The organism is Streptomyces pyxinicus (assembly GCF_024753135.1).
Lineage (GTDB): Bacteria > Actinomycetota > Actinomycetes > Streptomycetales > Streptomycetaceae > Streptomyces > Streptomyces pyxinicus.
The window spans coordinates 24249-45399 of sequence record NZ_JANUGP010000003.1; the positions used below are offsets into that span (position 1 = coordinate 24249).

General features: G+C 71.8%; 20 protein-coding genes and 1 pseudogene. 14 read left to right on the forward strand and 7 right to left on the reverse strand.

Annotation, left to right across the window (positions count from 1 at the left end; genetic code table 11):
- The first annotated feature begins 335 nt into the window (after positions 1-335).
- Positions 336-1853 (forward strand): glutamate-cysteine ligase family protein, encoded by a 1518-nt coding sequence (locus tag NX794_RS05320; protein WP_258777007.1) that lies wholly within the window; start codon positions 336-338, stop codon positions 1851-1853.
- A 322-nt stretch (positions 1854-2175) separates the two neighbouring features.
- Entirely contained in the window at positions 2176-2976 is an 801-nt protein-coding gene (locus NX794_RS05325) for a CPBP family intramembrane glutamic endopeptidase (RefSeq protein ID WP_258777008.1), read from the forward strand.
- A gap of 20 nt (positions 2977-2996) precedes the next feature.
- On the opposite strand, the gene NX794_RS05330 is transcribed toward NX794_RS05325, so the two are convergent.
- The 4 genes and pseudogenes from NX794_RS05330 to NX794_RS05345 form a co-directional block, all read right to left on the reverse strand.
- Positions 2997-3809 carry a PhzF family phenazine biosynthesis protein gene (locus NX794_RS05330; protein WP_258777009.1) on the reverse strand — a complete coding sequence of 271 codons (813 nt, stop codon included), beginning with the start codon at positions 3807-3809 and terminating at the stop codon, positions 2997-2999.
- Between the two features lie 101 nt (positions 3810-3910).
- Positions 3911-4560: pseudogene (locus NX794_RS05335) on the reverse strand (aminoglycoside phosphotransferase family protein).
- A gap of 93 nt (positions 4561-4653) precedes the next feature.
- On the reverse strand, positions 4654-5319 hold the full coding sequence (locus tag NX794_RS05340; RefSeq protein ID WP_258777010.1) for a formylglycine-generating enzyme family protein: 666 nt from the start codon (positions 5317-5319) through the stop codon (positions 4654-4656).
- A gap of 107 nt (positions 5320-5426) precedes the next feature.
- The gene (locus NX794_RS05345; RefSeq protein ID WP_258777011.1) at positions 5427-5990 is read right to left on the reverse strand and encodes a DinB family protein; all 564 of its coding nucleotides are present in this window, start codon (positions 5988-5990) and stop codon (positions 5427-5429) included.
- A gap of 142 nt (positions 5991-6132) precedes the next feature.
- Here NX794_RS05345 and NX794_RS05350 point away from each other — a divergent pair, with 142 nt between their 5' ends.
- The 7 genes from NX794_RS05350 (at position 6133) to NX794_RS05380 (ending at position 14779) form a co-directional block, all read left to right on the forward strand.
- On the forward strand, positions 6133-6885 hold the full coding sequence (locus tag NX794_RS05350; protein WP_258777012.1) for a TnsA-like heteromeric transposase endonuclease subunit: 753 nt from the start codon (positions 6133-6135) through the stop codon (positions 6883-6885).
- Complete coding sequence (locus tag NX794_RS05355) at positions 6882-8939, forward strand: Mu transposase C-terminal domain-containing protein (protein ID WP_258777013.1); 2058 nt, start codon at positions 6882-6884, stop codon at positions 8937-8939. Before NX794_RS05350 ends, NX794_RS05355 begins: the two co-directional genes overlap by 4 nt.
- The gene (locus NX794_RS05360; protein ID WP_258777014.1) at positions 8936-9955 is read left to right on the forward strand and encodes an AAA family ATPase; all 1020 of its coding nucleotides are present in this window, start codon (positions 8936-8938) and stop codon (positions 9953-9955) included. Before NX794_RS05355 ends, NX794_RS05360 begins: the two co-directional genes overlap by 4 nt.
- 986 nt (positions 9956-10941) lie before the next feature.
- The gene (locus NX794_RS05365; RefSeq protein WP_258777015.1) at positions 10942-11583 is read left to right on the forward strand and encodes a PadR family transcriptional regulator; all 642 of its coding nucleotides are present in this window, start codon (positions 10942-10944) and stop codon (positions 11581-11583) included.
- Between the two features lie 255 nt (positions 11584-11838).
- Positions 11839-12465, forward strand: coding sequence for a Clp protease N-terminal domain-containing protein (locus tag NX794_RS05370; protein WP_258777016.1), 627 nt, complete (start codon positions 11839-11841; stop codon positions 12463-12465).
- Positions 12466-12511: 46 nt separating this feature from the next.
- The gene (locus NX794_RS05375) at positions 12512-13516 is read left to right on the forward strand and encodes an EamA family transporter (RefSeq protein ID WP_258777018.1); all 1005 of its coding nucleotides are present in this window, start codon (positions 12512-12514) and stop codon (positions 13514-13516) included.
- A 291-nt stretch (positions 13517-13807) separates the two neighbouring features.
- Positions 13808-14779 carry a DMT family transporter gene (locus NX794_RS05380; protein ID WP_258777296.1) on the forward strand — a complete coding sequence of 324 codons (972 nt, stop codon included), beginning with the start codon at positions 13808-13810 and terminating at the stop codon, positions 14777-14779.
- A 30-nt stretch (positions 14780-14809) separates the two neighbouring features.
- Here NX794_RS05380 and NX794_RS05385 read toward each other — a convergent pair whose 3' ends face one another.
- Positions 14810-15493 carry a pyridoxamine 5'-phosphate oxidase family protein gene (locus NX794_RS05385; protein WP_258777019.1) on the reverse strand — a complete coding sequence of 228 codons (684 nt, stop codon included), beginning with the start codon at positions 15491-15493 and terminating at the stop codon, positions 14810-14812.
- A 60-nt stretch (positions 15494-15553) separates the two neighbouring features.
- Here NX794_RS05385 and NX794_RS05390 point away from each other — a divergent pair, with 60 nt between their 5' ends.
- Both NX794_RS05390 and NX794_RS05395 read left to right on the forward strand, forming a co-directional pair.
- Positions 15554-16885, forward strand: a complete 1332-nt coding sequence (locus NX794_RS05390) for an aminotransferase class I/II-fold pyridoxal phosphate-dependent enzyme (RefSeq protein WP_258777020.1) — start codon at positions 15554-15556, stop codon at positions 16883-16885.
- A 31-nt stretch (positions 16886-16916) separates the two neighbouring features.
- Complete coding sequence (locus tag NX794_RS05395) at positions 16917-17819, forward strand: LysR family transcriptional regulator (RefSeq protein ID WP_258777021.1); 903 nt, start codon at positions 16917-16919, stop codon at positions 17817-17819.
- Between the two features lie 30 nt (positions 17820-17849).
- Here the strand turns inward: NX794_RS05395 and NX794_RS05400 are convergent, their stop codons facing one another.
- Positions 17850-18320: a pyridoxamine 5'-phosphate oxidase family protein gene (locus tag NX794_RS05400; RefSeq protein WP_258777022.1), complete on the reverse strand. Its 471-nt coding sequence runs from the start codon at positions 18318-18320 to the stop codon at positions 17850-17852.
- 80 nt (positions 18321-18400) lie between these two features.
- The gene (locus tag NX794_RS05405; RefSeq protein WP_258777023.1) at positions 18401-18859 is read right to left on the reverse strand and encodes a Rieske (2Fe-2S) protein; all 459 of its coding nucleotides are present in this window, start codon (positions 18857-18859) and stop codon (positions 18401-18403) included.
- Between the two features lie 123 nt (positions 18860-18982).
- Between NX794_RS05405 and NX794_RS05410 the strand changes: the two genes are divergently transcribed.
- From NX794_RS05410 to fabG, 3 genes are all read left to right on the forward strand, one after another.
- Entirely contained in the window at positions 18983-19771 is a 789-nt protein-coding gene (locus tag NX794_RS05410; protein ID WP_258777024.1) for a HipA family kinase, read from the forward strand.
- The gene (locus NX794_RS05415; protein WP_258777025.1) at positions 19768-20217 is read left to right on the forward strand and encodes a DUF3037 domain-containing protein; all 450 of its coding nucleotides are present in this window, start codon (positions 19768-19770) and stop codon (positions 20215-20217) included. The genes NX794_RS05410 and NX794_RS05415 overlap by 4 nt, the downstream gene beginning before the upstream one ends.
- A 162-nt stretch (positions 20218-20379) precedes the next feature.
- The gene (gene fabG, locus NX794_RS05420) at positions 20380-21141 is read left to right on the forward strand and encodes a 3-oxoacyl-ACP reductase FabG (protein WP_258777026.1); all 762 of its coding nucleotides are present in this window, start codon (positions 20380-20382) and stop codon (positions 21139-21141) included.
- Positions 21142-21151: the final 10 nt, after the last annotated feature.

Below are 21151 nucleotides of genomic sequence, written 5' to 3' on the forward strand. Positions count from 1 at the left end.
GGAAATCCCGCAAGGCGCTATTGGGTCGTCGATTTGCGTGGCTCATCCCGATTATGGCGCCGTCTCGCCGTCACTGACCTGGCGATACACGCCGGTAGCGGTCGGCCGAATGTCGTCGGCGTTTTTCACGAGGCGTTCCGGGGCACACGAAGGTGCAAGTTGCGGCATGCCTCGTGAATGTGCCGCAGGGAACATGAGACAGAGTAGCGGGCGCCGGTCCCGCGCGGGACGTTATCGATCGCTTCCGCTGGGCATCATCCATCCTGACCCGGGGACCTGCTCCGGGAGCCCGGCGGCCGGATCGACGGCCCGCCCATCCGAGGAGGGAAACTTCGATGGGGGAGAAGGTCGTGGCAGGGCAGTTCGACCTGTCCGATCGCCAGCGCTACCGCGAAAAGCTCCAGAAGTGCCTGACGGGGCTGGAGCGGTTGCTGGTAGAGAAGCGATTCGACCGCCCCAAGAACCTCATGGGCGTCGAGATCGAGCTGAATCTCGCGGGTTCGGACGGTATGCCGCGCATGCTGAACGGTCAGGTGCTCGAACGCATCGCGAGCCGTGATTTCCAGACCGAACTCGCCATGTTCAATCTGGAAGTGAACATCGCGCCCCACCGACTGGGGGGCCGGGTTTTCGACCAGCTGGCCGAGGAACTGCGCACCTCACTCGCCTACGCCGACCGCAAGGCCGGCGAGGTGGACGCGGGCATCGTCATGATCGGCATCCTGCCCACGCTGGACCGGGACGACCTGGTCTCCTCCAACCTCTCCGAGGTGGACCGCTACACGCTGCTGAACGACCAGATCGTGGCCGCGCGCGGAGAGGACTTCCGGCTCGACATCGACGGCGTGGAGCACCTCGTCTGCACGTCGAAGTCGATCGTGCCCGAGGCCGCCTGCACCTCCGTGCAACTGCACCTCCAGGTCACCCCGGGCCGGTTCGCCGACGTGTGGAACGCGGCGCAGGTGGCGTCCGCCGCGCAGATCGCCCTGGGAGCCAACTCGCCCTTCCTCTTCGGCCGCGAGCTGTGGCAGGAGTCCAGGCCGCCGCTGTTCCTCCAGTCCACCGACACCCGGCCGCCCGAACTCCAGGCGCAGGGGGTACGGCCGCGCACCTGGTTCGGGGAGCGCTGGGTGACCTCCGCGTACGACCTCTTCGAGGAGAACCTGCGGTACTTCCCGGCCCTGCTGCCGCTGTGCGACGACGAGGAGCCGCTGGAGGTGCTGGAGGCCGGCGGCACCCCCAAGCTCGCCGAACTGGTCCTGCACAACGGCACCATCTACCGCTGGAACCGGCCGGTGTACGGCATCGCGGACGGCGTCCCGCACCTGCGCGTGGAGAACCGGGTACTGCCCGCCGGACCGACCATCACCGACGTGATCGCCAACGCGGCCTTCTACTACGGCCTGGTACGCGCCCTCGCCGAGGACTCCCGCCCGATCTGGACCCGGCTGCCCTTCGCCGCGGCCGAGGCCAACTTCGACGCGGCGTGCCGGTATGGCATCGACGCCCGCTTCACCTGGCCACGGCGCGGCCGGTACGGCGGCACGGGCGAGGTGGACGCGGTGACACTGGTCCGCGACGAGCTGCTGCCGCTGGCCTACGCGGGCCTGGACGCGTGGGGCGTCGAGCCGGCCGACCGGGACCTCTACCTCGGCGTGATCGAGGAGCGGTGCCGGCGCCGGGTGAACGGCGCTTCCTGGCAGTCGGCCACCTTCCACCAGGCACTGGAACAGGGGCTGAGCCGGGACGCCGCGCTGGCGGCGACGACCCGGCGCTACGCCGAGCTGATGCACGGGGGCGAGCCGGTGCACATGTGGCCGGTGGGGTTGCCGGAGACGGTTCCGGCGGGGTGACGCGGCGCGCCGTCGCTGTGGCGGTGGGCGGTGTGGGCTCTGCCCGGCCGGTCCCGTTGCCGTCGCGCGGGGTGCCGGGTGCCGGGCGCCGGACGGACGGTCGGCGACCGGGTCGCGTGACGTGTACGCCGCTGGGCGGCTGACCGTGTCCCGGAGCCGGCCGCCGCCGCGTCGCGCGCCGCGTCCTGGGGACCGGTCGGCCGGTGTGGTGCGGAACCGGCCATGCCGCCGCTGGCCCGTGGGCTGCGTGGTGTTCATATCTTCTTCTGCGATCCTTGCCGGGCGAGAGGGGCCGTGGGCCCGTGAGCGGCAGGAGGCAGGAGTGCAGGTGGAGGCTGAGTCGGTGGGGGAGTCGCCGGCGCGGGAGCGTGACCCGCGACGGATCCTGCGGGACGAGACGCTGCTCGTCCTCGCGCTCTCGCTGGGCGCGAGCGGGGTCTCCGCGCTGATCAGCTTCGTCGGCTCCGTCACCAAACCGGGCGGCCTCAAGGACCAGGCGGCCACCCTCAACGCCTCGGCCGCGCCGGGACGCCCATGGCTGGACCTCGCCTGGCAGCTCTTCGGCATCGCCTCAGCGCTGGTCCCCGTCGCCCTGGTCGCCCATCTGCTGATCCGCGAGGGCACGAGCCTGCGCACGCTGGGCTTCGACCGCGGCCGCCCCCGGCCCGACCTGGGCCGGGGGGCCTGCATCGCCGCCGTGATCGGCAGTGTCGGCATCGCCTTCTACCTGGCCGCGCGCGGCCTCGGCTTCAACCTCACCGTGGTGCCCGAGGCCCTGCCGGACGTGTGGTGGAAGTACCCCGTGCTGATCCTCTCCGCCCTCCAGAACGCGGTCCTCGAAGAGGTCATCGTCGTCGGCTATCTGCTGCGCAGGCTCGGCCAGTTGGGCTGGACGCCGGGTGCCGCGCTGGTGACCAGTTCGGTGCTGCGCGGCTCATACCACCTCTACCAGGGCGTCGGCGGGTTCCTCGGCAACATGGCCATGGGCGTGGTCTTCGTCCTGCTGTACCGCCGCTGGGGCCGGGTCGGCCCGCTGGTCGTCGCGCACTCGCTGCTCGACATCGGCGCCTTCGTCGGCTACGCCCTGCTCGCCGGCCGGGTGGACTGGCTGCCGACGGCCTGAGTGCCGCCGGCAGCCGCGGTTCAGGCGCGCAGCTCGCCCTCGATGACCGTGACCGCCCGGCCGGTGAGCAGCGTGCGCTCACCGCGCAGACCGGTGCGGACCAGTCCGGTACGGCGGGACGCCTGGAGCCCGGTGAGGTCGTCACGGCCGGTCCGGGCCGACCAGTGCGGGGCCAGCACGGTGTGGGCGCTGCCGGTGACCGGGTCCTCGTCGATGCCGATGTTCGGGAAGAAGCAGCGGGAGACGAAGTCGTAGCCGCGGCCGGGGTCCTCGGCGCGGGCGGTGGCGATGACCCCGCGCGCGGAGTACGCGCCGAGTGTCCTGAGGTCGGGGGAGAGGCCGAGGACGGTCTTTTCGTCGGCCAGCTCCACCAGCAGGTCGCCGACGTTAGGGCCGGTGTCGAAGGTGGCGACCGGCGCGGCGCCCAGTGCCTCGGCGACCCCGGCGGGGACCTCCACCGCGGTGAGTGGGGCGGTCGGGAAGTCGAGGGTGATCGAGCCGTCGGCGGCGGGCGTGGCGATCAGCACGCCGCTGCGGGTGGCGAACCGTACCGGGCCCTCGTGCGTGCCGGTGGTGTGCAGGACGTGGGCCGTGGCGAGCGTGGCGTGTCCGCACAGGTTCACCTCGGCGGCCGGCGTGAACCAGCGCAGCGCCCAGTCCGCCTCCCCGCCGGCCGGCAGCCGGTGCGCGAACGCGGTCTCGGCGTGGTTGACCTCCATGGCGACGTTCTGGAGCCAGTCGTCGTCCGGGAAGACGTCGTCGAGGAGCAGGACCCCGGCGGGGTTGCCGGCGAAGGGGCGGTCGGTGAAGGCGTCCACGATTCGAATGCGCATGGCGGCGACGCTAGCGGCTGCGTCACCGCCGGGACCAAGGCCAATTCGCGAGTCCTGGCCTTTCCCTGCGGGTCAGGGTTGTGTGGTCCAGGCTCGGATGGTCAGTTCAGCAGGGCAGCCGTGAAGGTCCGGCGGTGGCCCACCAGCCAGGTCTGCGCACGGCCCCAGCGTTCCCATCCACCATGCTCGGTCAACGCCCTGACATAGCCGGGGTCTCCGTCGGCCACGCGGCGGGCGACGAAGGCCCGGCAGACCTCCGTGGCCTGCTCGATGACGCCGGGCAACTCGGCGCGGTCCTCCGCCGAGAGGCCGTAGCCGTCGGCAAGGATCCGCAGCCGTGCGGGCGCGTCCAGTCCGGAGGGGTGGACGGCAGCCGCGGACCCGGGATCGAGCATGGGCACCCAGTAGCGGGCAGTCATGGCGACGTCCCAGAGAGGACGGCCCGGGGCCACTCGGCACGGAGGTCGACCGCGACGGCCGCACTGGTGTCATGCAGGCGCCGCAGCAGGCCTCCCACCGATTCGAGGGCGGAACTCGTCATCGCCCAGTCCGGGAACGGCGGCAGAGCCACGTCGCCAGGCACGAAGGTCAGCTGCTCACGGCCGTCCGCGGTGAGACCGACGGGGACCGGCGCCCCGTCGAAGCCGTGTTCCTTCAGCACGAGGAGACAGCCATGCAGGGCGGGCGCGTTGCGCGGTGCCGGTCGCTCCACCGACTCCCCCCGGCGGAAAACCGCCCCCGTGTTCACCATCCCGCCGACCAGCGCCTCGTCCTCAGCCGTCACGAGGATCACGCTACCGCCGGATCGACCCGCACAGGCCGGGTGCTTCGCGCGCGACGTGGCTCAGCGCACGACGGAACGCGCGACGCGGAACCCCACGTCGTCGACCTGGAACGTCGGGTGGCTGCGGCGCCGCGCGGAGGCCCGGCAACTCCAGTGCTCATCGAACCAGCCACCGCCACGGAGCACCCGGTAGGCGCCGTAGACCTCGGCGTCGTAGACGTCCCAGCACCAGTCCCAGACGTTGCCGAGCATGTCGTAGAGCCCCCACGAGTTGGGGCGTTTGCCGCCCACCTCGTGGATGCGCTCGTGCGAGTTACCGCGGTACCAGCCGATCTCGTCGAGTTCCCCGTAGCGCGGCCCGGTCGTCCCGGCACGGCAGGCGTGCTCCCACTCGGCTTCGGTCGGCAGTCGATACCCGTCGGCGCTCACGTCCCACTCGATGTCTTCGGTCTCGGCAGGGAAGTGGTACGCGGGCGTGAGGCCGGCGCACTGGGACAGGGCGTTGCAGAACCGCGCCGCGTCCCACCACGAGACGCACTCGACGGGCAGCTGCTCCCCAGGGGTGGTGCTCGGCCGCCGGCCTGTGATCCGTGCGTACAACGCCTGGGTGACCGGGACTGCCGCGAGCTGGTAGGGCGCGAGCTCGACCGACCACCTGCGCTGTGTCCGCCGGTCCGACAGCGTCACCTGCCCCGGCGGGATGGCGATCATCTCGTTCCCCGTCATCACAAGAGGCTGCCTTGAGGCCTTTGACCTGGCCTTCTCCGTCAACGACAGGCTCGTGCGCCGATCGCCGGGGGCCGGCTGGGACATGCCGTTCGAGGCTGTGGACGTCATACTCGGTGCGGTCCTGCTTCGTCCTGCCAGCGGTAGAGGTCACGCAGCAGGGAAATCTCGGAGCCGTGATGAATCAGCTCCCTGTTGACGTGCAGGACCCTGTTCTCCATGGGAAACCGCTCGGGACCCACCGTGGGCGGATTGTCCAGGTCGGCGTCCGAGAGCTCGCGGACCCCCGCGTTCCATCTCCCATACATCTCATCGAGCTGTTTCAGCGCCTCGTCAGCGGTCCCCGCGTAGGCGAATGTCCGGGAGTCGACGTCCTGGCCGCTGAAGTACCAGCCCACCCGATAGCCCAGGCACGAGACGATGATGTGCGCCAGCCGCCAGGCAATCGTGGTCACCGGCACCGGCACCGGGGCAGGGGACGCGGAGTCCATCGTCCATTCCCCCGAGCCTTCCAACATCGGTGCGGCCGACGTGCCACGTGGGCGGATGCTCCAGCAGCCGGGCACCGGCTCCCAGAAGTACTCCTCGTCAGTGAGACCGTCCAGCCGTGGCCGCAGGTTCTTGCGCCAGTACCAGTCCAACTGCTCCGCGAGCCGCTCGCTTCTTGTCATCGCCGCACACTACAGACCCGTCGATCGGAGTGATCGTCGCTGTCTGCGGTGACTCGTCTCAGCGAACTTTGACCGTTCTCACTGAAGTTTGACCGGCGTCTGCTCTACGTTCGCAGCGGTCGAGGCTTGCGAGGGGGCGGCGGTGGCGACAGCTGCACAGGCGTTTGGCGACGAGGCACTTTCGGCTTTTGAGCTGGAGTTTTCCCATCCTGATGGTCGGCGTCGGCTGCCGCTGGGGAAGGCATGGAGTGTCCCGTTCGAGGTGGCCGATCCGGTACGCGAGTTCCGTTGGGTGAAGGGAGGTAAGAGCTTCCCAGGCTGGTACTACGCGGTGACGACGGCCGGCCACGTGGGCTACGAGTCGTGGCTGGAGCGAGACCGTCTGATCTTGATGGACCGGGATCGGGAGGTCGTCGGGATCGCTGCTCAGCCGTTCTGGCTGCGCTGGGATGACGGGCACAAAGGGCGTCGTCACGCCCCGGACTACTTCGTACGCCTTGTCGACGGTCGGGCTCGGGTGGTCGACGTCCGCTCTGCGGACCGTATGGACGAACGGACCGAGGAGTCGTTCGAGGCGACCCGGCGGGCCTGTGAGGCGGTGGGCTGGCAGTTCGAGTGGGTGGGCACGCCGGATCCGGTGTTCATGGCGAATGTCCGCTGGTTGGCCCGCTACCGCAGGGCCCGTTCGGGACGCCCGGCATCGGTCGCGTCTGCACTGATCGACGTCTTTAACGAGCCGATGGGCACGTGGGCCGGGGCCGAACTCGTGGGCGACCGGCTGCAGGTGCTTCCGGTGCTGTTCCACCTGTTGTGGTCGGGCCGGCTCGATGCGGACCTCGAATCCGAACTGCTGGACTCGGAGAGCCTGGTCTGGGCCGCAGGTCGGTCGGTATGAGTCGGCTGAAGCGGCCGGGAAGGCTGGCGGTCGGAGACCGGGTTCGGTTCGCCGGGCAGCTGCGGGCGGTGCTGGCCGTCTCGGCTCTGACCGCGACGCTGAGCGATGACGAACAGCCGCATCTGGTCGTGTCGTTGCTCGAGTTGTTCGAGGCCGACGACTTCGAGGTCGTGGACACTCCGGCTCGGATGCCGCTGCCGGCCGCGTCGCTGCTGGAGACCTTTCCCGAAGACGTGGTCGAGCGGGCTCTGTGGTGGGAGGGGCACATCCTGGAGGTGCTGCACGGCCTGCCACCTGGGGTCGATTCCGGCACGCTGCCGCGAGACGAGTACAGCCCGGATCGCTCTCTGACCGCACGCCAGCGGGCCAAAGCCGCCGAACTGGCAGCCGCCGGGCACAAGGTGACCGCCAGCACGGTCGCCCACCGGCGTCGCCGCTATCAGCAACTCGGGGTGATCGGCCTGGCCGACCACCGGCCCGTCCGCAGGACTCCGCGGTTCGGCGAGGTCGACGAAGCGGTGGTCGATGCGGTGCGGCGGGCGATCGAAGAAGGCGTCAATGGGTCCACCCGCACCGGTTCATACATTTTGTGGAGGGCCGAAGAGATCCTCAAAGAGGACACCGAGGGGCGGGAGGTGAAGCTCCCTTCCCGCGCCACGCTCTATCGGCTGCTGACGAAGCTGACGGCGGGCACACACGCCCTTGGATCGGCGGAAACCCGCAGGTCCAAGGCCAACGGGGCCACGACACCGCACGGGCAGCTTCACGTCTTCGCGCCAGGCGAGGTCATGCAGATCGACTCCACCCCGCTGGACGTGCTGGTCCTGCTCGACAACGGGGTCACCGGCAAGGTCGAACTCACCGCCATGATCGACGTCGCGACCAGGACCCTGACCGCGGCGGTGCTGCGGCCGACGACGAAGTCGGTGGACGCCAGCGTGCTGCTGGCCCGCAGCGTCACACCCGAGCCGATGCGGCCGGGCTGGACAGATGCGTTGACGATGTCCCGCTCGGTGCTGCCGCACCGCCGACTTCTGGCCCTCGACGAGCGTCTGGCCCATGCCGCGGCCCGGCCGGTGATCGTCCCGGAGGTGATCGTCTGCGACCACGGAAGCGTGTTCATCTCGCGGAACTTCCGCTCGTCCTGCCGCTTCCTGGAGATCGACTTCCAGCCGACGCACAAGGGTTCGGGGTTCGAGAAGGGCCACATCGAGAAGATGCTGGGCTCGGTGGCCACGCTGTTCGCCCAGTTCCTGCCCGGCTACACCGGCCGCAACAGCGACCGCCGCGGCCGTCACCTGGAACGTGAACGGCTCTGGTCTCTGTTGGAGTTGCAGGAACTCCTGGACGAATGGATCGTCGCGAAGTGGCAGAACCGTCCGCACGACGGACTGCGCGACCCCTCCCACCCGGGCCGGCTGTTCACACCGAACGAGAAGTACGCCACCTTGATCGAGGCCTGCGGCTACGTCCCCGTCGCGCTCAGCGGCGACGACTACGTCGAACTCCTGCCCGCGGAATGGCGGGTGGTCAACGAATACGGCATCCGGATCAAGAACCGCACCTACGACAGCCCCGAGCTCGGACGCATGCGCCGCCAGGACTCCGGGATCGTGGCCAAACGCGGCCTCTGGGAGGTCCACCACGACCCCTACGACGTGTCCCGGATCTGGGTACGTGACCACCGCGATGACAACTCATGGGTCCAGGCCACCTGGAAACACCTCGCCCGTGTCCCGGTTCCCTTTGGAGACCTGGCCTGGGACCACGTCAGCGGCAAACTTCCTCGCGCCACCGAGACGGAGATCGCTGACGCGGTCGCCGCCTTGCTCACCCGGGCCCATGCCGGTCCTGAGCCCAAGCAGGGTTCCAAGCCCGGCAAGCGCGATCGGCGGGTGGTTGCCCGCACGAAAGCCGCAGGTCCCCTCACTCCGGCATCGGTTCCCAGCACTCAGGCGGAACCCGAGGAGGAGGAAGAGAGCGAGGACTCGCTGGCCGAGGTGATCCCACTCGGACTGTTCGACCCGCTGGAAGACCCCTGGAAGCGCTCATGACGGCCTCGTCCGCGCTGCCCCAGGACTCCCAGCGGCACCTGACCACGATCGACGGCTGGCGCCGCTTCGTCGACGGGCCGCCGGGGCCACCGCCCCGGCTCGACGACGCTCAGTACGACGCGCTCGGCGAGGCGGGTCGGGCAGCCTTCGACGAAGCCCGCCTCGACCATCACGGCCGTCTGCTGGTGGTCGCGACCTCCGTCGTCCGGCACACCGTCGCCAGCGGCCGTCGTCTGGTCGTGCTGAACCGCCATGCGATCAGCGCCCGCCGCGGCCTGATCGTCTCCGGCCCCGCCGGCACCGGGAAGACCATCGCGATCACTCAGCTCGGTCTGTCCCACGAGCTGCTGGACCGGGCCCGGCACCCCACCGCCACCGACCGCAAGCCGGTGATCTACATCACCGTCCCGCCCGCCGCGACACCCCGGATGATCGCGGCCGAGTTCGCCCGGTTCCTCGGACTGCCGGTGATGGCCCGCATGAACATCACCGACCTCATCGAGTCCGTCGTCGGTGTCTGCACCGACGCCCGCACCGGCATGATCCTGGTCGACGAGCTCCACAACATCTCGCTCACCACCCAGCACGGCGCCGAAGTCGCCGACACCCTCAAGTACTTCTCCGAGCGGATCCCCGCCACGTTCATCTACGCCGGCATCGACATCGAGCACGGCAGCCTCCTGACCGGCACCCGCGGAGCCCAGATCGCCGGCCGATTCACTCTGATCCCCACCCAGCCCTTCCCTTACAACAGTGAGTGGCGGGGCCTGGTCGCGACCATGGAGAAGACCCTCGCCCTGCGGCGCCACGAGCTCGGCACCCTGGCGAAACTCGACCGCTACCTGCACGACCGCACCGGCGGCATGATCGGCGCCCTCTCCCATCAGATCCGCGGAGCCGCGATCGACGCGATCTTCAACGGCACCGAGAAGATCACCAAAGCCGGGCTGAAGGCCGTCTCCCTGGACGTCGCCGCCGAATCGGCTCAGCTCCGCAGGTCCGGGAACTCCCGATGACCCAGGAGAACATCCGCGTCCTGCCCTTCCAGGTCCGTCCCCAGGCTGGCGAAGGCATCCGGTCCTTCATCGTCCGCCTGGCCCACGCCAACCATCTCCCGCCCAGCTACCTGCGGACCTACCTCTGCGAACCGCCCGACCATCTGGGCCTTCCCAGCTGGACCCGGCTGGCCGCCGCGACCGGCCGCGACCCCGAAACCCTCCTCGCCACCCTGGAGACGAGACGCTGCCTGGAGTGCGACGCCGAGATGCCGCCCTCGGACGTCTTCGGACGCCGGGCCCTGCGTTGTTCCCAGGCCTGCCGCGAGAAGGCACACCGGAAACGCCACCCTCTCGCTGCCCCGCTGAAAGCCCCCTGCCGAGAGTGCGGCAAGAGCATGAAGATCCAGCCCGGACAGCGCTACCGCCCGTGTTCCTCCGCCTGCCGACGCGCCAACTACCTCAGACACCAGCAGAAATGGAACACCGAAGCAGACCCAGCAGACCCAGCAGATCCATCTGACCCACTCCGCTGCCCGATCTGCGGCGACCAGATGCTCACACCACGCCGGACATGCTCGGACCGATGCCGCCAACGGGCACATCGCCAGAAACCCCGGCAGCCCCCTGCGATCCCTTCTCCTCCACCCCCGCCACCGGCGCGGCCCTCACCGCCACGCAAGCCGGTTCAACCGGCCAGCGCACAGCCGTCACGACCCTGCGAAGTCTGCGAAGGACCGCTGCCACCAGGGCGCAACCAGAACCTACGCAGGACGTGCTCTCAACGCTGCAGGCAGAAGGCATACCGCCAGCGCCGGTCAAACTCCGATGAGACGAAACGGGCAGTGGTCAAAGTTCAGTGAGACCGATCGAACTTCGCTGAGACAGGTCATGCGGTCATCCTCGACTGGGGCTTGTCAGGCGATCGGTTCCGATATATCGTTGAGACATCGCGAACGATACGCGATGCATACGTGACAGATCAACGATGGAATGGAGTGATCGTGATGCGTACCCACGGATTCGAGCGTGGTCACGGACACGAGGGTCACGGCCGACGGGGTCGGGGCGGGTTCGGGTTCGACGAGCGCCGGGCCGCCTTCGGGCCGTTCGGTCCCGGTGGCCCCGGTTTTGGTCCGGGCGGTCCCGGTGGTCCCGGATTCGGTCCCGGTCCCTGGGGGCCGCGAGGGCGTGGCGGGCCGAGGGGGCGGGCGCGGCGCGGTGACGTGCGGGCCTCGATCCTGGCCCTGCTCAAGGACCGGTCCATGCACGGCTACGAGATGATCCAGGAGATCGCCGAGCGCAGCGGCGGCGCGTGGAAGCCGAGCCCCGGCTCGGTCTACCCCACGCTCCAACTGCTGGAGGACGAGGGCCTGATCGCCAGCGAGAGCGAGGGCGGCAAGAAGCTCTTCTCGCTCACCGAGAGCGGCCGCACTGCCGCCGACGAGGGGCCCGACGCCCCCTGGGAGGAGGCCTCCCGCGGGGTCGACTGGGAGGCGCTGCACGAGATCCGGCAGGCCGGGGTCGGCTTGATGGAGGCCTTCGGCCAGGTCTGGAAGACCGGCAGCAAGGAGCAGCGCGAGAAGGCGCTGACCGTCATCAACGACGCCCGCAAGAAGCTGTATCTCATCCTCGCCGACGAGGACTGAGGACAGAAGGCTGACGGCCGGCTCTCGGCGGCCGGAATGGGAAGGGCGCCCCACGCGCGTGGGGCGCCCTTCGTATACCCGAGGTGCGGGTGCGCAATCCGGCGCGCCCGCGCACTGGTGGTGGTTCGGTCGGATCTCCTCCAGATCTCCTCCGCAAGGATGAGATGCCGGCGGGCGGCCTCCACTCTCCGTGGGACGCGGAAATGGTTCCCCTCGCGGACGATTCCGGCCGTCGCGGCTGATGAGGTAGGGGACGTGCACACCCGTACCGCCCGCTGGACCGCCCCCGACGAGGCGAGCGCGCACCTGGACGACGATGCCGGACTCGGCGCCGAGCTGGCAGCGGTGCTCGCCGGTGCCCGCCGCCGGGCCGTGCGGGACGGGGACCGGCAGGTCGACACCGCGCATCTGCTGCACTCCCTGCTGGAACACGATCCCGAGGTCCGCGCGGCCGTCGGCGCACCGCCCCGGCTCGCCCGGCTGCTCGGGTACCTCGTGCAGCGCAGCATCGGCTACGGGCTGCGCTGGCAGGCAAGCGTGGAGGACTCCGGCGGGACGGCCGCCGTACCCGCGGGTGACCTCCTGTCCGCCGTCCCGGCGGCTCGCGGCGAGGCGCGCGAGAGCGGGGGCTGGTCCCCGACGGCGGCCGTCGCACTGGCCGGGGCCCGGGAGCGGGCCCGACGGCGTGGCGCGTCCCTGGTCACCGGTGCCGACCTGTTCGCCGCGCTGGTCGGCGATCCGCGCTCGCGTGCCGCGGAGGTCCTGCGGCACGTCGGCATCCCCGTCGAAGGCCCACCGGACGCCGCCGAGGAGTACGCGGAGGAGTGCAGGGAGGCGGCGGCGACCGGCACCGAGGCCGACTGCCCGTCGTCCACCAGCTGAGACAGGTGTCAACGGGGATGACGCTCCTGACGCCTCCTGCCATCATGTGCCGGTGCGTACGTCGGAGAGCGGTCAGGGCGGTCGGGGCAGGGGTGTCGGGCTGGGACTCGCGCTCGTCTCGGCGCTGGCCTTCGGCGGGTCCGGGGTCGCCGCCAAGCCGTTGATCGAGGCGGGACTCGACCCGCTGCACGTGGTGTGGCTGCGGGTGGCCGGCGCAGCGTTGGTCATGCTGCCGCTCGCTGTACGGCACCGGGCCCTGCCCAGGCACCGGCCCGCGCTGCTCGCCGGGTTCGGGCTGCTCGCGGTCGCCGGCGTGCAGGCCTGCTACTTCGCCGCGCTCTCCCGCATCCCGGTGGGCGTGGCCCTGCTCGTCGAGTACCTCGCGCCCGCGCTGGTGCTCGGCTGGGTGCGGTTCGTGCAGCGGCGGCCGGTCACCCGCGCCGCCGCCCTCGGTGTCGTCCTCGCCGCCGCCGGCCTGGCCTGTGTGGTGGAGGTCTGGTCCGGGCTGAGCTTCGACCCGCTGGGACTGCTGCTCGCGCTCGGCGCCGCGTGCTGCCAGGTCGGCTACTTCGTCCTCTCCGACCAGGGCGGCGACGCGGGCGAGGAGGCGCCGGACCCGCTCGGCGTCATCGCCTACGGACTGCTCGCCGGCACCGCCGTCCTCACTCTCGTCGCCCGGCCCTGGCGCACGGACTGGTCCGTACTCGCCGGCCCCGCGTACCTGGACGGCACCGCCGTCCCGGCCGCCGCCCTGCTGGCCTGGATCGTGCTCGTCGCCACGATGATCGCCTACATCACCGGCGTGACGTCCGTACGGCGCCTGTCGCCGCCGGTCGCCGGGGTGGTCGCCTGTCTGGAGGCGGTGATCGCGACCGTGCTGGCCTGGGTGCTGCTGGGCGAGCAGCTGTCGGCGCCGCAGGTCACCGGTGGCGCCGTCGTCCTGGTCGGCGCGTTCATCGCCCAGTCCGCCGCGCCCGCCAAGGGCTCCTCGGAACCGGTCGCCTCCGGCGGCACGGAACGGGAGTTGTCGGCCCGCGGCACCGCCGCATAGGGTTGCGCGCATGCCGTCGAACGCACTCGTCCTTCCGCCTCCGACCGCCTGAGGCGGGCCTCCCGGACACCGGCCCCGCGCGCGTCGCCGCGCCGGGCCCGACGGCGCTGCCCGCAGACGAAGTCCGCGCGCCCCGCTCTTGCGGCGGGACGCTCCTCGAACTTCCGCACCCCTGAGGTGCGTTCCTGCGGAGAAACCCCCTTGTCGAATCTCCCGAAGCTTCCCAAGCTCCCGAAGCTGTCGAGTCAGCCGAGTCAGCCGAACCACCTCAACGAGTCGCGGCAACTCGACATGTCGACACAGTCGACCCCCGCCACCCGCCTCCCCGTCGGGCGCGGCCTGCTCTACCTGATCATCACCGGCGCCGCCTGGGGCACCGCGGGCGCCGCCGCCTCGCTGGTCTACCGGGCCAGCGACCTCGGCGCCTTCGGCCTGTCGTTCTGGCGCTGCGCGCTGGGTCTCGTCCTCCTGCTGGCCGGTCGCGGGCTGCGTCCGCCGGTCCGCCCGGCCGGCGGCGAGCGGTTGCGCCGCAAGGCCGTGCGGGCGCTGGCCACCGGGGTCGGCCTCGCCGTGTTCCAGACCGCGTACTTCGCGGCCGTACGGTCGACCGGGCTCGCCGTCGCCACCGTCGTCACCCTCGGCGCGGGGCCCGTCCTCATCGCGCTCGGCGCCCGGCTGCTGCTCGGCGAGCGGCTCGGCGCCGGCGGTGTCCTGGCGGTCGGCGGCGCGCTCGCGGGGCTCGGTGTCCTGACCCTCGGCGGTTCGGCGGCGACCGTCCGCCCGACCGGCGTGCTCCTGGCGCTGGCCTCGGCGGCGGGCTACGGCGTGATGACCCTGCTCACCCGCTGGTGGGGCCGCGCGGGCGGCGCCGGCGCCTCGGGCACCACGGTCGGCGCGTTCGCGGTGACCACCCTGTGCCTGTTCCCGTTCGCGCTGCACGAGGGCCTGCTGCCGCACACCGCCCACCCGGCGTGGCTGCTGGTGCTGCTGGTGTATGTCGCCGCCGTGCCCACCGCCCTCGCCTACGCGCTGTACTTCGCGGGCGCCGCCGTCGTACGGTCCGCCACCGTCTCCGTGATCATGCTCCTGGAGCCGGTGACCGCGGCCGTGCTCGCCGTCGCCCTGCTCGGCGAACGGCTCACCGCGACCACCGCGGCGGGCACCCTGCTGATGCTCGGCTCCGTCGCGGGCCTCGCGGTGAGCGAGGCCCGGCAGGCTCGGGGGGCCCGCGCGGCCGGCCGGCGGGGACCGGTACCGGTCTGACGATCGTGCCGGGTGCGGCGCCCGCGCGTCCTAACGCGCCGCCAGGTAGTCCGGCAGGCCGATGCCGGGTGCCAGGTCGGCGTTGGCGACGGGGGTGTCGTACCCCTTGCGGAGCGGGAGGACGCCGGCCCAGTGCGGCAGGGTGAGGTCCTCGGGCTCGTCGTGGGCGCCGCCGGTGCGGACCTTCGCCGAGACCTCGTCCAGGTCCAGCCGGATCACCGCGGTGGCCGCCAGCTCCTTCCGGTTCGCGGGCCGGGAGTCGGCGGCCCGGCCCGGTACGACGTGGTCCACCAGGGCGTCCAAGGCCAGCCGCCGCTCCTCGGGGTCGGTGACCTCGTGCGCGACGCCGTGCACCACGACGGAGCGGTAGTTGACCGAGTGGTGGAAGGCGGAGCGGGCCAGCACCAGTCCGTCGACGTGGGTGACGGTCAGGCACACCGGCAGCCCGGCGTCGGCCCGGCCGGTCATCCGCAGCGGGCGGGAACCGGTGGACCCGTGGACGTAGAGCCGCTCGCCGACCCGGCCGTACAGCGTGGGCAGCACCACCGGGGCGCCGTCCCGGACGAAGCCCAGATGGCAGACGTACCCCTCGTCGAGTATCGCGTGCACCAGCTCCCTGTCGTACGACGCCCGGTCCGCGGAGCGCGTGGGTACGGTGCGGTCGGTCGGCGTGTAAGCGGTGTCTGGCGCTTGCCCGGTCGTGCTGTCCTGCATGGGTTCCCTCCGTGGCGGTCCCAGTGGCGATTGTCATTGCACTAGTGCATAATGATGTTTGTGCTAGGAGAGTATCGGATTCAGGGGCGCGGTGCGGCCGAGATCGCGGCCGACGTCGAACGCGCGGTCGCCGGCGGGGAGCTGGAGCCGGGGCAACACCTGCCCCCGATGCGGGAGTTGGCGGCCCGGCTCGGGGTGAACCCGAACACGGTGGCCGCCGCCTACCGCGTCCTGCGGGAGCGCGGTGTGATCGAGACCGCCGGCCGCCGCGGCAGCCGCATCCGCCCCAAGCCGGCCACCACCGGCCGTGAACAGCTGGGCGTGGAGGTGCCCGCCGACGGCCGGGATCTGTCCACCGGCAACCCCGACCCGGACCTGCTGCCCCGGCTGGCCCCGGCGCTCGCCGCGGCGGCCGGACAGGGGGACCGGCGCCCCGTCCGCTACGGCGACGACCCGGTCGACGCGGACCTGCTGCGCGTCGCCCGCGCCGAACTCGACGCCGACGGTGTCCCGGCCGGCCCGCTGACCGTGACCTCCGGCTCCCTCGACGCGATCGAACGCCTTCTCACCGCCCACCTCCGGCCCGGTGACGCGGTGGCCGTGGAGGATCCCGGCTGGGGCAGCCTCCTCGATCTGGTGCCCGCCCTCGGACTGCGCACCGTCCCCGTCGGCGTGGACGACGACGGCCCGCTCGTCGCCGACCTGCGCCGCGCCCTGGAGTCCGGAGCCCGCGCCCTGGTCGTCACCGGCCGTGCGCAGAACCCCACCGGCGCCTCGGTGACCGCCACGCGCGCGCGTGCCCTGCGCGCGGTGCTGCGCGCGCATCCGGAGACCTTGCTGATCGAGGACGACCACGGTCACGGCATCGTCGACCAGCCGCTGCACTCCCTCGCGGGCGTCACCGGTCACTGGGCGCTCGTCCGCTCCGCCGCCAAGGCCTACGGCCCCGACCTGCGCCTCGCCGTCCTCACCGGGGACGCCACCACCGTCGACCGGGTGCGTGGCCGCCAGCGCCTGGGCCCCGGCTGGGTGAGCCTGCTGCTCCAGCGCACCGTGGCCCGGCTGTGGGCCGACGGCGCGGTGGACCGGGCGGCCGTCGCGCGGTCGTACGGGGCGCGCAGGGACGCCCTGGTCGAGGCGCTGGCCGGACACGGGGTCGACGCGCGCGGGCGCAGCGGCATGAACGTCTGGATCCCGGTGCCGGACGAGACCGGCGCGGTGGCCCGGCTCCTCCAGGCGGGCTGGGGCGTTGCGCCCGGCGCCCGCTTCCGGATCGCCTCCGCGCCGGGCATCCGCGTCACCGTCTCCCCGCTCACCGACGCGGACATCACCCCACTGGCGGCGGCGGTGGCGGCGGCGGTACGACCCTCACCGAGGCGCTCCTACGCCTAGCCTCGCACCGGCCTGCTCGTACAGTCTTCCCATGCTGAACCTGGAGCGCCTGCGCGCCCTGGACGCCCTCGCCCGGCACGGCTCCGTCGGTGCCGCCGCCGGTGCTCTGCACGTGACCACGTCCGCGGTCTCCCAGCAACTGGCCAAGCTGGAGCGGGAGACCGGGCAGCGGCTGCTCGCCAGGAACGGCAGGGGCGTCCGGCTCACCGACGCCGGCCGGCTGCTGGCGGAGCACGCCGGGCGCATCCTCTCCCAGGTCGCGTTCGCCGAGGCCGACCTGGAGGCGCAGCGCGGCCAGGTCGCCGGCGAGCTGCGGGTGGCCGCCTTCCCGACCGCCGCGCGGGGTCTCTTCCCGGCCGCGCTCGCCGCGCTGCGCACCGCGCACCCGGCCCTGCGCGTGCGCTCCGCCGAACTCGACCCGGAGCCGGCCGTCGCCGGGGTCGTCCGCGGCGACCTCGACCTCGCGGTGGTCCTCGACTGGTACAACAAGCCGCTGCCCGTCCCCGACGGCCTGGTCACGGCACCCCTGCTGGACGACCCCGCCGAGGTGGCGCTGCCCGCCGGGCACCGGCTGGCCGGCCGGGAGGAGGTGGACCTCGCCGAGCTGGCCGAAGAGGAGTGGATCACCTGGGGCGAGGGCGAGTTCTGCCACGAGTGGCTGCTGTTCACGCTCCGCTCCAAGGGCGTCGAACCCGACGTGCGGCACCGGGCCGGTGAGACCCACACCCAGCTCGGCCTGGTCGCCGCGGGTCTCGGTGTGTGCATCGCGCCGCTGCTCGGACGGCACCCGGTGCCGCCGGGCGTGGTCCTGGTGCCGCTCCGGCAGCGTGCCCGCCGCCATGTGTACGTCGTCTGGCGGGCCGACGCCGACCGGCGGCCCTCGATCCACGCGGCGGTCGACACCCTCCGCGCGACGGCGCGGCGGCTGGGCTGAACGCGACGGCTTGGCGGGCCGGCCGAGGCCCTACACGCCGCCCAGTTTCCGGAAGTCCCAGGAGACGATCTTCTCGGGGGTCAGCCGGGCCCAGGCGTGCCGGCCGTCGTGCGGCATCTCGTCCAGGCCGAAGTTCTTGCGCGCGAACAGCGTCTCGGCCGTGTCCAGTTCGGCGCACAGCTCCCCGGTGCGCGGCACCTCGCCGACGAATTCCACCCGGCCGGACAGCTCGACCCCGCGCAACTGGTCGTACTCCTCGCCCGAGTCCACCACGACCGCCACCCGAGGATCACGGCGCAACTGCGCCCAACGCCTGCTGCGCACCACCGAGTACAGCCACAGCGACGTGCCGTCCCAGGCGAACCACAGCGCGCTGACATGCGGTGCGCCGTCCGCCGAGACGGTCGCGACCCGGCAGGTGCGCTGACCGGTGAGGAACGCGTCCAGCTCGCCCGGCGTCATCATGATCTTCCGGCCCCGGCGCTGCCCGGTGACGGTCATACGGCCCCCTCTTCCCCACGTCGTGCCGAACTCTCCTGTTCCGCCGATTGTCTGACATGACGTCAGGAAAAGAAATGTGCTCAGGCCAGCCTGATCTCCCCGCCGGCCACGGTGATCTTCGCCGCGGGCAGCGGCTGGGTCGCCGGACCCTGCCGCACGCTGCCGTCCTCGGCGGAGAAGTGGCTGTTGTGACACGGGCAGACGATCACGCCGTCCGCCACCCGGCTCACCGCGCACCCCTGGTGGGTGCACTTGGCGGAGAACGCCTTGAACGTGCCGGCCCTCGGCTGCGTGACCACGACCCCCTGCCCCTTGATGACCTTGCCGCCGCCCTCCGGGATGTCGGACGTCTTCACGAGCGCGACGCCACCGGCCCCACCGGCGGAACCGGCTGACCCGGCCCCGGAGTCCCCGGCGCCGGACGAGTCGTCGCCCGCCCCGCAGGCGCTCAGCGCTGCCGCGAGCCCCGCCGTCCCGGCCGCGGCCATGACGGTACGGCGGGCCGGTCCCGCCCCCGGCTGGAGTGAAGTGCTGGCCATGTGGGTTTCCTCCCGAGACGCGTCTCCTGGTCCGCTCAGGGGTACGGCCCGGGCGCCACACCTGTTCACCAGACAACGACAGGTTCCGGCCGAGTCCGTCCGTGACGCCAGTAACCTGGGGCGATGCTCAAGGAAGTCACCGCGACCCGCTACATCACCCCCCTGCGTGAGGGCGGCTCGCTGCCGGGGCTCGTCGAGGCCGACGACTTCGGGATCTATGTCATGAAGTTCACCGGCGCCGGGCAGGGCCGCAAGACGCTGGTCGCCGAGGTGGTGTGCGGCGAACTCGCGCGCCGGCTCGGGTTCCGTGTCCCCGGGCTGGTCACCGTCGGGCTGGACCCGGTCCTCGGGCTCGGTGAGCCCGAGCAGCAGGTGCAGGACCTGCTGCGGCACAGCGGCGGCAGCAACCTCGGCATGGACTTCCTCTCCGGCGCCCTCGGCTACGACCCGCTCGCCTTCCCGGTGAGCGCCGAGGAGGCCGGCCGGATCGTCTGGTTCGACGCGCTGGTCAACAACGTGGACCGCTCCTGGCGCAATCCCAACCTCCTCGTGCACCGGGGCGAGCTGTGGCTCATCGACCACGGCGCCACCATGATCTGGCAGCACAACTGGCCCGCCGCCGAAGCCTCGGCCGTCCGGCCCTACGACGCCTCCGAGCACGCCCTCGCCCGGTTCGCGCCGGACGTCGCCGGCGCGGCGGCCGAGCTGGCACCCCGGGTCACCGAGGACCTGCTCGCCGAGGTCACCGCCGAGGTCCCGGACGCCTGGCTCACCGACGAGCCCGGCTTCGACACCCCGGACGCGCTGCGCCGCGCCTACGCACGGCCGCTGCTCGCCCGGGCCGCCGTCATCGCCGGGCGCGTCGCCGGCATCGACGCCCGCACCGGTGCGGGCCGCGAGGGGGAGAAGTGAGCGAGACCCACATCCACATGGCCGGACACGTCACCGAGCGGCACATCACCCGGGCCGGACAGGGCGGCGACCGGGACGTGTTCGAGTACGCGCTGCTCCGGGTCGTCCCCCGGGTGGAGCGGGGGGAGTGCGTCAACGCGGGCGTGATCGTCTACTCGCGCGCCCGGGGATACGTCGGCGCGCGCACCCATCTGGACGAGGCCCGGCTGCTCGCGCTGGACCCGGCGGCCGACGTGGCCGGGATCCGGGCCGCGCTCGGCGCCGTGGAGAAGGTGTGCGCGGGCGGGGACGGTGCCGGACAGGCGGCCGGGGACGACGCCGGGCGGCGCTTCCGCTGGCTGATCGCGCCGCGCTCGACCGTGGTCCAGCCCGGCTCCGTGCACACCGGCCTCACCGCCGACCCGGCCGCCGAGACGGAGCGGTTGCTCGACCTCCTGGTGAGGTAATGGATCACACCGGCCGGATGTGCCGTTGACACCGGGTGCCAGGGCTTCTAGCGTCACGGGTGCTGAAGGTACTAAGCGGTCGCTCACCGCATGAGGGGTTCTCTCCGAGGGCCCCACGGGTTCGAGGGCCCCAGGTTCTCTCAAGGGCGAGGAGAAGCAGCAATGTCCACCACTGAACAGCGGGTCGCGGTAGTCACCGGCGCGGCGCGCGGCATCGGCGCCGCCACCGCCGTACGGCTGGCCGCCGAGGGTCACGCGATCGCCGTGATCGACCTCGACGAGGCCGCCTGCAAGGACACCGTCGAGAAGATCACCGCGGCCGGCGGCAAGGCCGTCGCGGTCGGCGCCGACGTCTCGGACGAGGCCCAGGTCGAGGTGGCCGTCGCCCGGATCGTCGAGGAGCTGGGCGCCCCGACGATCCTCGTCAACAACGCGGGCGTGCTGCGCGACAACCTGCTGTTCAAGATGAGCGCCTCCGACTGGGACACCGTCCTGAACGTGCACCTGCGCGGCTCCTTCCTGATGACCAAGGCCGTCCAGAAGCACATGGTCGACGCGGGCTTCGGCCGGATCGTCAACCTCTCCTCCTCCTCGGCGCTCGGCAACCGCGGCCAGGCCAACTACTCCGCCGCCAAGGCCGGTCTCCAGGGCTTCACCAAGACCCTCGCCATCGAACTCGGCAAGTTCGGCATCACCGCCAACGCCGTCGCCCCCGGCTTCATCGCCACCGAGATGACCAAGGCCACCGCGGACCGCGTCGGCATGGGCTTCGACGACTTCAAGAAGGCCGCCGCCACCCAGATCCCGGTGCAGCGTGTCGGCGAGCCCGAGGACATCGCCAACGCCATCGCCTTCTTCACCGGCGAGGCCGCCGGCTTCGTCTCCGGCCAGGTGCTGTACGTCGCCGGCGGACCGCTGAACTAGAGGGACACGG

What these genes read in the sequence shown, in the direction of transcription:
- NX794_RS05345 (WP_258777011.1), bottom strand. Translation starts at nt 5,990, where the DNA reads ATGACAAGAAGCGAGCGGCTCGCGGAGCAGTTGGACTGGTACTGGCGC.
- NX794_RS05365 (WP_258777015.1), top strand. Translation starts at nt 10,942, where the DNA reads ATGCGTACCCACGGATTCGAGCGTGGTCACGGACACGAGGGTCACGGC.
- NX794_RS05355 (WP_258777013.1), top strand. Translation starts at nt 6,882, where the DNA reads ATGAGTCGGCTGAAGCGGCCGGGAAGGCTGGCGGTCGGAGACCGGGTT.
- NX794_RS05395 (WP_258777021.1), top strand. Translation starts at nt 16,917, where the DNA reads ATGCTGAACCTGGAGCGCCTGCGCGCCCTGGACGCCCTCGCCCGGCAC.
- NX794_RS05360 (WP_258777014.1), top strand. Translation starts at nt 8,936, where the DNA reads ATGACGGCCTCGTCCGCGCTGCCCCAGGACTCCCAGCGGCACCTGACC.
- NX794_RS05385 (WP_258777019.1), bottom strand. Translation starts at nt 15,493, where the DNA reads ATGCAGGACAGCACGACCGGGCAAGCGCCAGACACCGCTTACACGCCG.
- NX794_RS05320 (WP_258777007.1), top strand. Translation starts at nt 336, where the DNA reads ATGGGGGAGAAGGTCGTGGCAGGGCAGTTCGACCTGTCCGATCGCCAG.
- NX794_RS05330 (WP_258777009.1), bottom strand. Translation starts at nt 3,809, where the DNA reads ATGCGCATTCGAATCGTGGACGCCTTCACCGACCGCCCCTTCGCCGGC.
- fabG (WP_258777026.1), top strand. Translation starts at nt 20,380, where the DNA reads ATGTCCACCACTGAACAGCGGGTCGCGGTAGTCACCGGCGCGGCGCGC.
- NX794_RS05380 (WP_258777296.1), top strand. Translation starts at nt 13,808, where the DNA reads ATGTCGACACAGTCGACCCCCGCCACCCGCCTCCCCGTCGGGCGCGGC.
- NX794_RS05410 (WP_258777024.1), top strand. Translation starts at nt 18,983, where the DNA reads ATGCTCAAGGAAGTCACCGCGACCCGCTACATCACCCCCCTGCGTGAG.
- NX794_RS05340 (WP_258777010.1), bottom strand. Translation starts at nt 5,319, where the DNA reads ATGACGGGGAACGAGATGATCGCCATCCCGCCGGGGCAGGTGACGCTG.
- NX794_RS05405 (WP_258777023.1), bottom strand. Translation starts at nt 18,859, where the DNA reads ATGGCCAGCACTTCACTCCAGCCGGGGGCGGGACCGGCCCGCCGTACC.
- NX794_RS05400 (WP_258777022.1), bottom strand. Translation starts at nt 18,320, where the DNA reads ATGACCGTCACCGGGCAGCGCCGGGGCCGGAAGATCATGATGACGCCG.